This window comes from Sphingomonas sp. LHG3443-2, assembly GCF_049896405.1.
Classification (GTDB): domain Bacteria; phylum Pseudomonadota; class Alphaproteobacteria; order Sphingomonadales; family Sphingomonadaceae; genus Sphingomicrobium.
The window spans coordinates 2,157,436-2,172,336 of record NZ_JAFCUG010000001.1 but is presented as its reverse complement, the minus strand read 5'-3'; the positions used below and the strand labels follow the sequence as shown (position 1 = coordinate 2,172,336).

General features: G+C 66.3%; 12 protein-coding genes. 6 read left to right on the top strand and 6 right to left on the bottom strand.

Annotation, left to right across the window (positions count from 1 at the left end):
• The first annotated feature begins 112 nt into the window (after positions 1 to 112).
• The 3 genes from dnaK (at position 113) to ACP69Z_RS10865 (ending at position 4,203) form a co-directional block, all read left to right on the top strand.
• Complete coding sequence (gene dnaK, locus ACP69Z_RS10875) at positions 113 to 2,041, top strand: molecular chaperone DnaK (RefSeq protein WP_426267504.1); 1,929 nt, start codon at positions 113 to 115, stop codon at positions 2,039 to 2,041.
• A gap of 58 nt (positions 2,042 to 2,099) precedes the next feature.
• Positions 2,100 to 3,224, top strand: a complete 1,125-nt coding sequence (gene dnaJ / locus ACP69Z_RS10870; protein WP_426267503.1) for a molecular chaperone DnaJ — start codon at positions 2,100 to 2,102, stop codon at positions 3,222 to 3,224.
• 61 nt (positions 3,225 to 3,285) lie between these two features.
• Positions 3,286 to 4,203: an MBL fold metallo-hydrolase gene (locus tag ACP69Z_RS10865; protein ID WP_426267502.1), complete on the top strand. Its 918-nt coding sequence runs from the start codon at positions 3,286 to 3,288 to the stop codon at positions 4,201 to 4,203.
• Here ACP69Z_RS10865 and purB read toward each other — a convergent pair.
• Genes purB through radC form a run of 5 tightly spaced genes read right to left on the bottom strand, consistent with a single transcriptional unit; the run spans position 4,200 to position 10,282 of the window.
• Positions 4,200 to 5,525, bottom strand: a complete 1,326-nt coding sequence (purB, locus tag ACP69Z_RS10860) for an adenylosuccinate lyase (RefSeq protein ID WP_426267501.1) — start codon at positions 5,523 to 5,525, stop codon at positions 4,200 to 4,202. The two genes, ACP69Z_RS10865 and purB, sit on opposite strands and share 4 nt — an antisense overlap.
• A gap of 48 nt (positions 5,526 to 5,573) precedes the next feature.
• Complete coding sequence (locus tag ACP69Z_RS10855) at positions 5,574 to 7,172, bottom strand: Na+/H+ antiporter (protein WP_426267500.1); 1,599 nt, start codon at positions 7,170 to 7,172, stop codon at positions 5,574 to 5,576.
• A gap of 22 nt (positions 7,173 to 7,194) precedes the next feature.
• A complete protein-coding gene (locus tag ACP69Z_RS10850; protein WP_426267499.1) occupies positions 7,195 to 9,045 on the bottom strand; it encodes an ABC-F family ATP-binding cassette domain-containing protein in 1,851 nt (616 codons plus the stop codon).
• 11 nt (positions 9,046 to 9,056) lie between these two features.
• Positions 9,057 to 9,575 carry a hypothetical protein gene (locus tag ACP69Z_RS10845; protein ID WP_426267498.1) on the bottom strand — a complete coding sequence of 173 codons (519 nt, stop codon included), beginning with the start codon at positions 9,573 to 9,575 and terminating at the stop codon, positions 9,057 to 9,059.
• A gap of 26 nt (positions 9,576 to 9,601) precedes the next feature.
• Positions 9,602 to 10,282: a RadC family protein gene (radC, locus tag ACP69Z_RS10840; protein WP_426267497.1), complete on the bottom strand. Its 681-nt coding sequence runs from the start codon at positions 10,280 to 10,282 to the stop codon at positions 9,602 to 9,604.
• A gap of 81 nt (positions 10,283 to 10,363) precedes the next feature.
• Here radC and ACP69Z_RS10835 point away from each other — a divergent pair, with 81 nt between their 5' ends.
• The 3 genes from ACP69Z_RS10835 to ACP69Z_RS10825 are packed head-to-tail and all read left to right on the top strand — an operon-like array spanning position 10,364 to position 14,192.
• The gene (locus ACP69Z_RS10835; RefSeq protein WP_426267496.1) at positions 10,364 to 13,609 is read left to right on the top strand and encodes an intermembrane phospholipid transport protein YdbH family protein; all 3,246 of its coding nucleotides are present in this window, start codon (positions 10,364 to 10,366) and stop codon (positions 13,607 to 13,609) included.
• The gene (locus tag ACP69Z_RS10830) at positions 13,606 to 13,827 is read left to right on the top strand and encodes a YnbE family lipoprotein (RefSeq protein WP_426267495.1); all 222 of its coding nucleotides are present in this window, start codon (positions 13,606 to 13,608) and stop codon (positions 13,825 to 13,827) included. The genes ACP69Z_RS10835 and ACP69Z_RS10830 overlap by 4 nt, the downstream gene beginning before the upstream one ends.
• The gene (locus tag ACP69Z_RS10825) at positions 13,824 to 14,192 is read left to right on the top strand and encodes a YdbL family protein (RefSeq protein ID WP_426267494.1); all 369 of its coding nucleotides are present in this window, start codon (positions 13,824 to 13,826) and stop codon (positions 14,190 to 14,192) included. Before ACP69Z_RS10830 ends, ACP69Z_RS10825 begins: the two co-directional genes overlap by 4 nt.
• On the opposite strand, the gene ACP69Z_RS10820 is transcribed toward ACP69Z_RS10825, so the two are convergent.
• Positions 14,174 to 14,884 (bottom strand): hypothetical protein, encoded by a 711-nt coding sequence (locus ACP69Z_RS10820; protein WP_426267493.1) that lies wholly within the window; start codon positions 14,882 to 14,884, stop codon positions 14,174 to 14,176. The genes ACP69Z_RS10825 and ACP69Z_RS10820 overlap by 19 nt on opposite strands.
• Positions 14,885 to 14,901 lie beyond the last annotated feature (17 nt).

The window sequence follows — 14,901 nt, the reverse complement described above, 5'->3', positions numbered from 1 at the left end:
GCAACACTGACTCCTTGTCGCCGTTTCCACCCTACCTATATCGCCGACGAAACATGACACGGACGCACCTTTCGAGAAGGGCGCCCGGGGGCGAGTGAAAGGGTAGAAGAATATGGCAAAAGTGATCGGGATCGATCTCGGCACGACCAACAGCTGCGTTGCGGTGATGGAGGGCGGAAAGCCCAAGGTCATCGAGAATGCCGAAGGCGCACGCACCACCCCGTCGGTGGTCGCCTTCACCAAGGATGGCGAGCGTCTGATCGGCCAGCCGGCCAAGCGTCAGTCGGTTACCAATCCCGACAATACGATTTTCGCGGTGAAGCGCCTGATCGGCCGCCGCTTCGACGACCCGGTGACCAAGAAGGACACCGAGCTGGTCCCGTACAAGATCGTCAAGGGCCAGAATGGCGACGCCTGGGTCAATGCCGGTGGGCAGGACTACAGCCCGTCGCAGATCAGTGCGTTCACGCTTCAGAAGATGAAGGAATCGGCCGAGGCCTATCTCGGCGAAACCGTCACCCAGGCGGTGATCACCGTTCCTGCTTACTTCAACGACGCGCAGCGCCAGGCGACCAAGGACGCCGGCCAGATCGCCGGTCTTGAAGTGCTGCGCATCATCAACGAGCCGACTGCCGCGGCGCTCGCCTACGGGCTCGAGAAGAATGACGGCAAGACGATCGCGGTGTACGATCTTGGCGGCGGCACGTTCGACGTGTCGGTGCTGGAGATCGGCGACGGCGTGTTCGAGGTGAAGTCGACCAACGGCGACACCTTCCTCGGCGGCGAGGACTTCGACGCCAAGATCGTCGAGCATCTGGCGGCCAAGTTCCAGCAGAAGGAAGGCATCGACCTCCGCAAGGATCGTCTCGCCCTCCAGCGCCTCAAGGAAGCCGCGGAAAAGGCCAAGATCGAGCTGTCGTCGGCCCAAACGACCGAGATCAACCAGCCCTTCATCACCGCCCGCATGGAAGGTGGCCAGACCACCCCGCTCCACCTCGTGGAGACGATCAGCCGCGCCGATCTCGAGAAGCTGGTCGCCGACCTGATCAACCGCACCCTCGAGCCCTGCAAGAAGGCGCTCAAGGACGCCGGTCTCGACGCGTCGGCGATCGACGAGGTCGTGCTGGTCGGCGGCATGACCCGCATGCCGCGCGTCCGTGAGGTCGTGAAAGAGTTCTTCGGCAAGGAGCCGCACACCGGCGTCAATCCGGACGAAGTCGTCGCCATCGGCGCGGCGATCCAGGCCGGCGTCCTTCAGGGCGACGTCAAGGACGTGCTGCTGCTCGACGTCACCCCGCTGTCGCTCGGTATCGAGACCCTTGGCGGTGTCTTCACCCGGATGATCGATCGCAACACGACCATCCCGACCAAGAAGAGCCAGGTCTTCTCGACCGCCGACGACAACCAGAATGCTGTCACCATCCGGGTCTTCCAGGGTGAGCGCGAAATGGCCGCGGACAACAAGATTCTCGGCCAGTTCGATCTCGTCGGCATTCCTCCGGCGCCGCGCGGCGTGCCGCAGATCGAGGTCACCTTCGACATCGACGCCAACGGCATCGTCAACGTGTCCGCCAAGGACAAGGGCACCGGCAAGGAACAGCAGATCCGCATCCAGGCCTCGGGTGGTCTTTCGGACGCCGACATCGAGAACATGGTCAAGCAGGCCGAGCAGTTCGCCGAGGACGACAAGAAGCGGCGTGCCGCGGCGGAGGCGAAGAACAACGCCGAAAGCCTGGTCCACTCGACCGAAAAGCAGCTTGCCGAGCATGGCGACAAGGTCAGCACGGACGTAAAGGCCGAGATCGAAACTGCGATTGCCGAAACCAAGACGGCGATCGAGGGCGGCGATCCCGACACCATGACCACCAAGACCAATGCGCTGACGCAAGTCGCGATGAAGCTCGGCCAGGCGATCTACGAGAGCCAGCAGGGCGGCGGCGCGACCGAAACCCAGGCTGATACCGCGGCCAACGGACAGGCGTCCGACGAAGAAGTGGTCGACGCGGAATATTCCGAAGTCGACGAAGACAAGAAGGCGTAATGTTTACGTCGTCCCTGCTGAGTTCGTCTCGGCAGGGACGACGGCTTGAGGTTGCGTCATGACCGTTCACATCGATTATTACGAAATGCTCGGCGTCGAGCGCGGCGCCGACGACAAGACTATCAAGGCCGCCTACCGCCGCCTCGCGATGGAAAACCATCCTGACCGCCACGGCGGCTGCGCGGAGCGCGAAGCCAAGTTCAAGCAATTGAACGAGGCCTACGACTGCCTGAAGGACCCGCAAAAGCGCGCCGCGTACGACCGCTTCGGTCATGCCGCGTTCCAGAACAGCGGGGCAGGGGGCGGCGGCTTCGGCGGCGGTGGCCCTGATTTCTCCGACATCTTCTCGTCGATCTTCGGGGAATTCATGGATCCGCGTGGCGGCGGCGGGCGGCACAATGCCGCGCGCGGCGCCGACCTGCGCTACGATCTCGAACTGACGCTCGAAGAAAGCTTCGGCGGCAAATCGGCGACGATCGACATCGAAACCATGGCTCCGTGCGAGCCGTGCGAAGGCGATGGCGCCCGTGGTGCCGCAGTCCCCGACCGCTGCAACACCTGCGGCGGTGCGGGCAAGGTCCGTGCGCAGCAAGGCTTCTTCGTGGTCGAGCGAAGCTGCCCGACCTGCCACGGCCACGGCGTCACCATCGCCGATCCCTGCCCTGAATGTCAGGGCGAAGGTCGCACGCTGAAGCGCCGCGCGCTGACCATCCAGGTGCCAGCCGGGGTTGACGAAGGCACCCGCATCCGCGTCGCCGGCGAAGGCGAAGCGGGCGTGCGCGGGGCACCCGGCGGCGACCTCTATCTGTTCGTGCACCTGAAGCGGCACCCGATCTACAGCCGCGAGGGGACCACCCTCGTTGCCGAATGCCCGGTCAGCTTCACCACCGCCGCTCTGGGAGGGTCGATCACCGTGCCCGGCATCGATGGCGAGGAGATCGAGGTGAAGATCCCTGCCGGCATCCAGTCGGGCGAGACCCTGCGGATGCGGGGCAAGGGCATGAGCGTGCTGAACGGCCGCGGTCGCGGTGACATGGTAACCCGCGTGCTGGTCGAAACCCCGACCAAGCTCACCGCCAAGCAGAAGGAACTGCTCGCTCAGTTTCGGGAAACCGAGACGGGTGAGGAATGTCCCAACTCGAAAAGCTTCTTCTCGCGGATCAAGGACGCGCTTGGGCACTAAGGTCCAGCTGGAGTCGTTGGCAGAGCTCCCTATCTGATCACCCGCAACGAAGGAGAAGAGGATGCGTCGTTTCGCCGCTTGGCTGTTGCTTGGAATGTCGATGCCCGCTGCCGCGCAGCAGGATCTTGCCAGCGCCGAGATCAGGACCGAACAGGTCGCCCCCGGAGTTGCCGCGCTGTTCGGTCCGGGGGGCAACATCGGACTCAGCTACGGCGAAGACGGCAATGTGCTGATCGACGACCAGTTCGCACCGCTGGCGCCCAAGATTCTGGCTGCCGTCAAGGCAGTCGATCCGGACCCTGTGAGGTTCCTGATCAACACGCACTGGCACGGCGATCATACCGGCGCCAACCCTGCAATGGGTGAGGCGGGGGCAGTGATCGTGGCACACGACAATGTCCGCAAGCGGCTGTCGACCGATGCCGTGTCGCAGATGATGAAGTCGACCACCAAGGCGACACCCAAGTCGGGCCTTCCGGTGATGACCTTCGCGCAAGGGGTCACGCTTCACCTCAACGGCGACGATCTGCAGGTGGTGCACGTCCCCAATGCGCATACCGATGGCGATGCGATGATCTACTGGACGCGGGCCAATGTTCTGCAGACCGGCGATGTGTTCTTCAACAAGGCGACCTTTCCGTTCATCGATCGGGAAAGCGGCGGCTCGATCGACGGAATGATCGCGGCGTCGGCGCGGGCGCTCGACATCGCCGGACCTGCGACCAGGATCATTCCCGGTCATGGCCCGCTCGCCGCGCGCGAAGACCTGCGGGCCTATCATGCCATGCTGGTGGATGTCCGGGCCAAGGTCGCTGCCGGCATCCGCGCCGGTCGCACCAAGGCGCAGGTCGTCGCCTCTCGTCCAACTGCCGCCTATGAGGGCAAGATCGCGACCAACGGCTTCATCACACCTGCGCGCTTCGTGGAGACGATCTACGACGAGCTGAAGCCGAAGCTCCAGCCAGCACGCAAGCGCTAGGCGGTGCGGCCGAAGACGCGGCTGAAGATCGTGTCGATCTGGCGGAAGTGGTAGCCGAGGTCGAAGCTTTCCTCGAGCTTTTCGGGCGGCAGCACGGCGGTCACTTCCGGATCGGCCTTGAGCAGGTCGAGCAGGCTTAGCTGCCCGTCGGATTCCCACACCTTCATCGCGTTGCGCTGGACCTTGGCATAGGCATCCTCGCGGCTCAGCCCAGCCTGGGTCAGCGCCAGCAGCACGCGCTGCGAGTGGACCAGACCGCCCATGCGGTCGAGGTTCTTCTGCATCCGCTCGGGGTAGACCAGCAGCTTGTCGATCACGCCCGTCAGCCGCGCCAGCGCGAAGTCGAGCGTGATGGTCGCGTCCGGGCCGATGAACCGTTCGACCGATGAGTGGCTGATGTCCCGCTCGTGCCACAGCGCGACATTCTCCATCGCCGGGGTCACCGCACTGCGGACCAGCCGGGCAAGGCCGGTGAGGTTCTCGGTCAGCACCGGATTGCGCTTGTGCGGCATGGCGCTGGAGCCCTTCTGGCCCGGCGAGAAATATTCCTCCGCTTCCAGCACCTCGGTCCGCTGCAGGTGGCGGATCTCCACCGCCAGCCGCTCGATGCTCGACGCGATGACACCCAGCGTCGCGAAGAACATCGCGTGCCGGTCGCGCGGGATGACCTGCGTCGAGGTCGGCTCCGGCGTCAGGCCGAGGCGCTTGGCGACATGCTCCTCGACCCGTGGGTCGATGTTGGCGAAGGTGCCGACCGCCCCGGAGATAGCGCAGGTCGCGATCTCCTCGCGCGCGGCTTCGAGGCGCTTCAGGTTGCGGGCGAACTCGGCATGAGCCTGGGCGAGCTTGAGGCCGAAGGTGACCGGTTCGGCATGGATGCCGTGGCTGCGGCCGATGGTCGGGGTGAGCTTGTGCTCGAACGCCCGCCGCTCCAGCACCGCCAGGAGCTGCTTCAGGTCCTCGATCAGGATGTCGGACGCCTGCGCCAGCTGAACCGCAAGCGCGGTGTCGAGCACGTCGCTGCTGGTCATCCCCTGGTGTAGCCAGCGGCGCTCGTCGCCCAGCTTCTCGCCGGCCCAGGTCAGGAAGGCGATGACGTCATGCTTGGTGACCGCCTCGATCGCGTCGATCGCCGGCACGTCGACTGGATCAATCACACCGCGACCATGGGCGTCGACGATCTTCGCCGCATCCGCGCGCGGGATCATCCCGATTTCGCCCATCGCTTCGGCGGCGAAGACTTCGATGTCCCACCAGATGCGGAAGCGGTTTTCGGCCGCCCAAATGGCGGTCATGGCGGGGCGTGAGTAGCGAGGAACCATGGCCGCGCCCGCTAGCAGGGGAGGGCCGCGGTCGCAACGCGAAGACGGTCAGCGAAGGTCGAGCTGCGCCCCGCGTTGGAAGGTGATGCTGACTTCCTCAAGGTCGAGATCGCGTTCGAGGTCGTGCAGCACCTCGTCCTCGATCTTGCCCGCGCGGTGCAGCCGGATGAGCTCTTGGCGGCCTTCGGCGATGGCGAGCGACAGCACGTCGAAGTGCGACTGGATGCCATCCATGAAGCCGGCGGCGTCCTGGGCGTATCTTGCCGACGTCCGCGCCCGCGCGCGATGCTGCTCCAGCAGCTGCGGATGGATCAGTTCGCCGTTGCCGTCATAGGCATTGGCCTCGACCGCCCGAAGCTTGGCCTTGGCGATCGTGGCTTCGGCTTGCGGCAGGCTCATCGGCGGCGCCGGGTCGGTATCCTCAAGCTTCAGGCGCCGGATCAGCCAACCGAGGCTGGAGCCTTGGATCACGACCGTGACCAGGATCACCGCAAAGGCGGCGATCAGCATCAAATCGCGGCCCGGCATGTCGCCTGGCAGCGTCAATGCGACCGCCAACGTCACCACGCCGCGCATTCCGGTCCACGCGAGCACGCCCGCCTGCCGAGGTCCAAGCGGCCGGGCGCGGCGAAGCCCTGCGCGCTGCAGAAGGGCGAGCAGCGCGTCGCTTCCGAATACCCACAGGCGCCGCGCCACCGTCACCGCGGCGATTACGCCCAGCACCGGCCATGCCATGGTCGCCGTCACCTCTGCGAAGCCTCCGGCGCGGTCGACCACGCTGCGCAGCGAAAAGCCGATCAGGATGAAGACCAAGGCTTCCAAGGAAAAGATCATCGTCCGCCAGAAGCCGGTGCCCTGGATGCGCACGCGCGCGGGCATCACCACATGCTGATACCAACCAAGCACCAAGCCCGCCGCGACGGTGGAGATGACGCCCGACACGTGCAGCGCTTCCCCGCCCAGGTAAGCCACCCAACAGATCAACGTCGTCGAGGTCACGAACAGGGTGCGGTCCTCGATCCTTGCGAGCAACCATACCGCTGCGCGGCCGATCATCAGACCGACGGCCGCTCCGCCTAGGGCCAATAGCGCGAAGCTGCCGATCGCTTCGCCCATGTGAAAGGTGCCGCTCAGCGTTGCGGCAACGGCAAAGCGGAACAGCACCAGACCCGTGGCGTCGTTCAGCAGGCTCTCGCCCTCCAGCAACGCCTGCAGTCGACGCGGCAACTGCACACCCTGCAGGACGGCGCGGGCCGACACCGCATCGGGCGGGGAGACGATGGCGCCGAGCGCAAAGCAGGCCGCCCACGGCAGCTCCGGTACCAGCCACTTCACGATCACCGCGACAAGGCAGGTGGTGAACACCACCGCGCCAACTGCCAGCGAGATGATGCCGGGCAGGTGCCGCCGAAAACGACCAAAGGCGGTAAAATAGGCGCCATCGAACAGCAGGGGCGGAAGAAACAGGACCAGCGCCAGTTCGGGATCAAGCGTGATTTGCGGCAGGCCGGGGATGAACGCGAGCAGTCCGCCGCCGACCAGCAAGGCGGAGGAAGGCGGGAAGTGAATTTTATCGGCGAGCGCGTGAAGGCCGACCACCGCCGCAAGCAGCAGCAGGACCAGCTCAAAGGTTTCAACTGCGCTCATCTGCCCCCCATTCTTAACCCCGTCAGGCCGCTTCGCGCTCCAGCTGCTCGGCAAGCTCCATCCACTTGGCCTCGGCCTGTTCCAGCGCCGCCGCAACCTTGGCCCGCCGCTTGGATAGTTCGCCCATCGACAGCTTGGCGAGCGAGGGTTCCGCCCCCGACGGGTCGAACATCGCGCGATCGAGGGCCGAGCGTTCCTCGGTCAGACGGGCGCTCTCCTTTTCGGCGTCGGCGGCTGCCTTCTTCAGCGCCTTGGCGTCTTCGCGGGCCTTGCCGCCCTTGGCCGTCTTCGGCTTGGCCTCGGTCTTGGGCTGGTTCCGGCCAAGGACGAAGTCGATGTAATCCTCGATGCTGCCGGCATAATCGACTGCCTTGCCGTCATCGACCAGCACCAGCCGGTCGGCGGTCAGTTCGACCATGTGACGGTCGTGGCTGATCAGGATGACCGCGCCGTCATAATCGTTCAACGCTTGCACCAGCGCTTCGCGGGCATCGACGTCCAAGTGGTTGGTCGGCTCGTCGAGGATCAGGAGGTGCGGCGCCTCGCGGGTGATCAGCGCCAGTGCCAACCGCGCCCGTTCACCGCCCGACAGCTTCGAGGTGACGGTGGTCGCCTTGTCGCCCGAGAAGCCGAACCGCCCGAGCTGGGCGCGGACCGCGGCGGGCGACATGCCTTCCATCGCGCGGCTCATGTGCTGGAGCGGCGTATCCTCGCCGTGCAGTTCCTCGACCTGATACTGGGTGAAATAGCCGACCCGCATCTTGCCGGTGGCGACCATAGATCCCTCCATCGGCGCGAGCTGCGCGGCAATGAGGCGGGCAAGCGTGGTCTTGCCGTTGCCGTTGCGGCCGAGCAGCGCGATCCGGTCGTCGGGGTCGATGCGCAGGTTGAGCTTCCTGAGGATTGGCGTGTCGCTGTACCCGACCGCCGCCATCTCCAGCGTGATCAGCGGCGGCTTGAGTTCGCTCGGGGACGGAAAGGCGAAGCTTAGCGAGGGATCGTCAGCCATCGCCGCGATCGGCTGCATCTTGGCCAGCATCTTGGCGCGGCTTTGCGCCTGCTTGGCGGTCGAGGCGCGGGCCGAGTTGCGGGCGATATAGTCCTGCAGCCGGGCACGCTGCGCGTCCTGGCTCGCCTTGGCCGCGGCCAGCTGCGCCGCCCGCTCCGCCCGCTGCCGCTCGAAATCGTCATAGCCACCGGCATATTGCGCCAGCCGGCCGCCTTCGACGTGAAGAATGGTATCCACCACGTTGTTGAGAAGGTCGCGCTCGTGGCTGATGACCACCAGCGTGCCCGAATAATCCTTCAGGAAGTTTTCCAGCCACAAGGTCGCTTCGAGGTCGAGGTGGTTCGACGGCTCGTCCAGCAGCAGGATGTCGGGTTCGGAGAACAGCAGGGCGGCAAGCGCCACGCGCATTTTCCAGCCGCCCGAATAGCTGTCCAGCGGCCGCGCCTGCATTTCCTCATCGAAGCCGAGGCCGAGCAGGATCTTCGACGCCCGCGACGGCGCGCCATAGGCATCGATCGCCAGCAGCCGCTCGTGGACTTCGCCGAGGCGATCCATGTCGCTGTAATCCTCTGCCGCCAGCATCAACTCGGCACGCTCGGTGTCGGCCGCCAGCACCGTTTCGAACGGGGTGGCGTCGCCGCTCGGCGCTTCCTGCGCGATATAGCCGAGGCGGGTGCGCTTGGGCATCTCGATCTCGCCCTCGTCAGCTTCGAGCTGACCGATCATCACCTTCATGAGCGTCGACTTGCCCGCGCCGTTGCGACCGATCAGCCCGACACGGCTTTTCGGGCGGATGGTGGCGGTGGCACGGTCGAGGATGGTCCGCCCGCCAAGGCGAACCGTGATTCCGTTGATGGTCAGCATGGGGCGCGCGCCTACACGGATTTCGTGGCGAACTGAAGGCGGAGCTCCTCGACCAGCGCGGCGGCGTCCGCATCGGAGACGAGGCGGCGGAAGGGGCAGGTCGCGGACTGCGCCAGCCGACCGATCTTCCGCCGCTGCGAGCGGGCGGTGGTGACGATGTAGTGGACGAACTCGGGAAGCGATCGCAGCCGTTCGGGACAGCCGTCAGCCATGTCGGGCCGGGTGCGGCCAAGCTGTGTCACGGCGCGCTTCAGCACGCGCCACAGGCGCAGTCCCATCGGCCGATCCAGCCACACCAGCAGGTCGGCACGGGCAAGGCGGCTGGGCCAGGTCACGCTATGGCCGCCTTCGAAGACCCACCGCTCGCCAGCTTCGGCGTCGAGGCACAGACGCGTCTTCTCGGCCTTGCTGCGCTCGATCCAGCCTGATTGCCAGTGGATGCGATCGATGTGGACAACGGGAAGGCCGGTTATGTCGCCGAGCGCGCGGGCGAGCGTGCTCTTGCCCGATCCCGGCTGGCCGACAATCATGATCCGTCGCGGGGCCGCACCGGCAGTCACATCAGCCCCATGGCCCTGAGGCTGCTGCGGCCCTGCGCCCCGACGATCACATGGTCGTGAACGGTAATCTTCATGTGCCGCCCCGCATCCACGATGTCGCGGGTAAGGCGAATGTCCTGCTGGCTGGGCGTCGGATCGCCGCTTGGATGGTTGTGGACAAGAATGATTGCGGTGGCGCCAAGCGCGATGGCGCGGGCCATCACTTCACGGACGTGGACAGCCGCTTCGTCCACCGAGCCGCGCCACATCGCTTCGTTGGCGATGAGCACGTTCTTGGCGTTGAGGAACAGGACGCGGACCTCCTCGACCTGCGCATGGCTCATCGCGGCTTGAAGATAGTCGCCAAGCGCATCCCAGCTCGACAGCAAGGGGCGGCCCTCGGTGCGGGTCTCGAGCAATCGCAGGGCGGTTGCGCGAGCGATGGCCAAAGCACCGATTACGCCGTCGGTTAGACCCTCTCGCCGAAGGACCGCGGGCGGCGCTTCAAGCAGGGGTCCAAGTCCGCCAAACGAGGAAATCAGCTGCTTTGCCAACGGCTTGGTGTCTCGGCGCGGGATGGCGAGAGTCAGGAGATATTCAACCAGCTCGTGATCGAGCAATGCGTCGCCGCCGCCGTCCAGCAGCCGTTGCCGAAGGCGCGCGCGATGCCCATCGGCGCCATTCGGCTTGTCGCCCATGGGTGCACGCTATGTCTTCCGGTCGCGCCATGCAACATGTCGCTTGCGGAACGGTCTTGGATAACGAAGGTTTGATGGCCAGTGGCGGACGAGACGACGGCCAGTAGCGACGACAGGGAAGCGGTGGCCGTCGCATCGCGCCGCCGTCGCCGCTTGCCGCGCCTGCTCGGCTTTGTGCTCGTCGGCCTCCTCATCCTGCTGGTCGTCGCCGCGCTTGTCCTGTGGAGTCAGCGGCGGCCGATCGCCACCAACATCCTCCAGCGCGAGCTTGAAAAGCGCGGGGTCCAGGCGACCTTCACGCTCGACCGCATCGGGCTGCGCACCCAGCAAGTGTCGGATCTCGTCATCGGCGATCCGCGCCGCCCCGACCTCACGGCGCGACTGGCGCAGATCCAGATGCGGATCAGGTGGAACGGGCAGGTCGAGTTCTATCGCGTGGTGGCACGCGGGGTTCGCCTGCATGGCCGGGTGGTCGGGCGGCGAGTGACCTGGGGGCAGGTCGACCGCTTGCTTCCGCCGCCTTCGGGCAAGCCGTTTTCGTTGCCCGACATCAGCGTCGACCTTGCCGATACCTCGATTGCCGTCGCGACGCCCTACGGCCCGATCGGTGTGGCGATCGAAGGCGAGGGCAAGTTGACCGGCGGGTTCAAAGGCCGCCTTGCCGCCGCCTCACCGAGCCTCGATGCCGGGCGCTGTACCCTGACCGGGATGCGCGCAGCCTTTGCGGTGTCGGTGGCGGTTCGCCGCCCGCAGGTGAGCGGACCTCTGAGCGCCGCCAACTTCGCTTGCCCGGCCAGCAACATCGCGATCGCGCAGCCCCGCTTCGACATCGACAGCCGCTTCTCCGAAGGCTTCGACCGCTTTACCGGGCGCGGGCGGATGAGTGCCATGGCGCTCGCTGCCGGGGTGAACCGGCTCGATCGCTTCAATGCCGATCTTACTTTCGGGGGACAGCCGACGCAGATCCTGGGCACCGTGAAGCTGAGCGCCGCCGGGGCGCGGATGGCCGAGCTGACCGCCGCGCGGACGCGGCTCGACGGCGATTATCTCCTCAACGCAACGCAAGGGCAGATCACCCTTGTCGCCGATTACGGCGCTAACGGCGTTGATCTTGATCCAAGCCTGACGCAGCCGCTCACCGCCGCGCTTGGCGGGGCTGGCGGCACCCCTCTGGAGCCGATCGCGCAGGGGCTGCGCGCAAGTTTCGACCGGGCCACCCGCACCATGAGCGCCTCGGGCAAGCTGCGTCTCGTCAACGTCGCGGGCGGCGGCGCGGTGCGGGTCGAGACTGCCAATGTTGAGAGCGCGTCGGGTGCTCGAATCCAGGTCGGCGGCGGCGGGGACGGGATCACCTACTACTGGCCTACCAACCGGCTCCGGCTCGATGGCCGGATTCGCACGGCCGGCGGCGGCCTGCCCAGCGCCAATCTCGCGCTCTCCATGCCGCGCGGCGGCGGCGCGGTTAGCGGCCAGCTGGTAATGCAGCCCTATGCAGCGAACGGCGCCAGGCTGGCGCTCGATCCCGTGCGGTTCGCGGGTCAGGCAAGCGGCGGCACCACTGTTCAAACGGTCGCGCTGCTCGACGGGCCCCTTGCCGGCGGGCGTATCGCCGGGTTGCGCGTGCCGGTCAGCGGCACCATCGGACCGGGGCAGCGGCTTGCATTCGGACAGGGCTGCGTCCCGGTTTCCTTTGCCTCGCTGCGACTAGGTGGGTTGCAACTTGGGCGGACCCAGCTGCCGGTCTGCGCGGTCGGCCAGGCCGTCGTGTTCCGCCAGCCCGACGGCGATGTCGCGGTGCGGGCGTTCACCCGCAACCTGGCGCTGAACGGCCGGCTGGGATCGTCGCCCTTTGCCGCTCGCGCCGTCCGCGGCGCCTTGGTCGGTTCGCGCGGCTTTGAATTCACCACTGTCGCTGCCCGGCTCGGCAACCCTGCGGCGCCGATCCTGCTCAATGCGGGCGCGCTCGAGGGCACCTTCAAGGGCAGCGGGATCAGCGGCACCTTTGCCCGCGCCGAGGCGACCATCGGCCGGGTCCCGATCAAGCTGACCGAAGCGGACGGCCGCTGGCTCTATTATCGCAGCCGCCTGACCGTAAACGGCGCGGCGACCGCCAGCGACATCGGCTCGCCCGAGCCGCGCTTCTATCCGCTGCGCTCTAACGACCTCAGCTTCAGCCTGGCCAGCAACGACATCCGCGCCGGCGGATCGTTGCGGCACCCGGGGACCGGCGCTCTCGTCACCAACGTCGCCATTCGCCACGATCTTGGCCGAGGCACCGGCAATGCGACGCTCGACGTGCCGGGCTTACGCTTCGCGCAGAACGGCCTGCAGCCGGAGATGATCACTCGCCTGACCGAGGGGGTGATTGCGCTGGTCAACGGAACGGTGACGGGGCAGGGGCGGATCGCCTGGAACGGCACCGGCGAGGTGACCTCCACCGGTGAGGTCTCGACCACCGACATGGACCTTGCCGCCGCCTTCGGTCCGGTGACGGGCCTTAGCGGCACGATCCGCTTCACCGATCTTCTCGGGCTCGAGACGGCGCCAGGCCAAACGGTCAATGTCGCCACCATCAACCCCGGCATTCTGGTCGAGAATGGCGTTATCACCTATCAGCTGCTGCCCGGCCAGCTGGTCCGCATCCAGGCCGGTCGCTGGCCGTTCATGGGCGGCGAGCTGATCCTTCGCGAAACCGTGCTCAATCTTGGCCGGCCGAGCCCCAAGCGGCTGACGTTCGAGGTGCGCGGGCTCGACGCCAACATGTTCGTCAACAGCTTCGGCTTCAACGACATCAAGGCCGAAGGCCGCTTCGACGGCGTGCTGCCGATGATCTTCGACGACAATGGCGGCCGGATCGTCGGCGGGCGCCTCGACAGCCGCGAGCCCGGTGGCCGGCTGTCGTACAACGGCGCCGTCAACAAGGCGAACCTCGGCACCGCGGGCAACCTTGCCTTCAACGCCCTGCGCGACCTGCGCTTCCGGTCGATGATCATCCGCCTGGACGGCGATCTGGCGGGCGAGTTTGGGACCACGCTCGTGATCGATGGAGTCGGCCTTGCCGGCACCAACGGCACCCAGCGCCTGATCAGCCGTTTCGTCGGCCGTATTCCCCTGAAGTTCAACGTCTCGATCCGCGGGCCCTTCCGTGCCCTGATCGGCACCGCCAAATCGCTGCGCGATCCCCGCACGTTGATCGACACCACGCTCGATCGACCACTTGGTAACATCCCCGGCATCGTCACCGAAGTCCGCCGCCGCGAGGAAGATACCACGCAGACCCAGACCCCCGTTGAAGAACAAGTCACCCCTGTAAGGAACCGCCCATGAAAAGACCGCTCCTGGTCGCCCTGCCGTTCGGGCTTGCGCTTACCGGCTGCGTCAATGTGCGCACGCCTGAGAAGCCGATCGAGATCAACCTCAACGTCGCGATCCGCCAGGAGGTGTTGGTGCGCATGCAACGCGACGTCGATACGCTGATCAACCAGAACCCCGAGGCCTTTCCCCAGCGGCCCGGGACGACGCCGGGCACTACGGGGCAGCGATGATTCGCTGGGCGGGACTGGCGCTGATCGCGGTCGCCGGAGCGGCAGCGGCGCAGAGCGCCTATTTCGATGCGCGCACCGCGGGGCAGGTGGGTGAGCGGTTTGATGGTTACCTCGGCTATCCGGCCGGCACTCCGGGAGCACAGGCGCGCAGCCAGACGGAAGCGCTGAACATCCGCCGCCGCGCTCTATATTCCGGTCTCGCTCAGCGGCGTGGTGTAAGCCCGCAGGAAGTCGGCATCACTGCCGGCTGTACCCTGCTCGCCCGAGTATCTGTCGGCGAACGCTACCTGCTGGCCGATGGACAGTGGCGCACCCGCGGGGCCGGGCAACCAGCCCCGGTGCCGGATTACTGCACTGGCGGCTGAGGCTCGAATCCGGCGCGATAAGCGGGCTTGAGGCGGGTCAGCATGGCTGCGGTCAGGGGCAAGGTGATCGTGTAGGCGCCCTCGGCATACGGCCCGGCGACATAAGCGTCAGCCGCCACCGCGACATGATCGAAGCGGCCGTTGCGGTTTTGGTCGACCAACGCGACCGTGAGCTCCTTCAGCGCCGGACACTGGCTCGCCCAATTGTCGCCGTTCACCGGGCCTTGCCGCCGCTTCGCTCGCTCGCGATCGAGCAGCACGCAGAACGGGTGCCGAATCGCGCCGTCCCAGCTCTTTCCGGACTGCAGCAAGGCGGCTGTCGTGATCTCTCGGTTCGCGCGGCGATCCCATAACAGCGCCTTGGTGTTGGTGTTCGGATGCGCGCCGCCGGTGTAAGCGCTGGTGGTGCTGACGAGTGAGAGTAGCGCGGCGCTCTGCCCCGGTGTTTGCCACTCGCGGCTGAACTGGAGCCCGTTCCAGTCGAGCTTCGCCTTGCGCCGGAACGCCTTTTCCGCTGCGGCCATGCGCAACATCTCGGCCTTGCGGGTCGCCGCATCGGCCCTGAATCGCCGCGACAAAGCAGGGACCGCCTGCGCCTCATTCGACCAGACATAGCGAAAGTCGAGGTCGGGCGTGGCGCTGGTGATTGCAACGGGGGCAGCGGCAAGCAGAAGTGCTGAGAGAAGAGCCATCTCCAGCAGCTATGCAG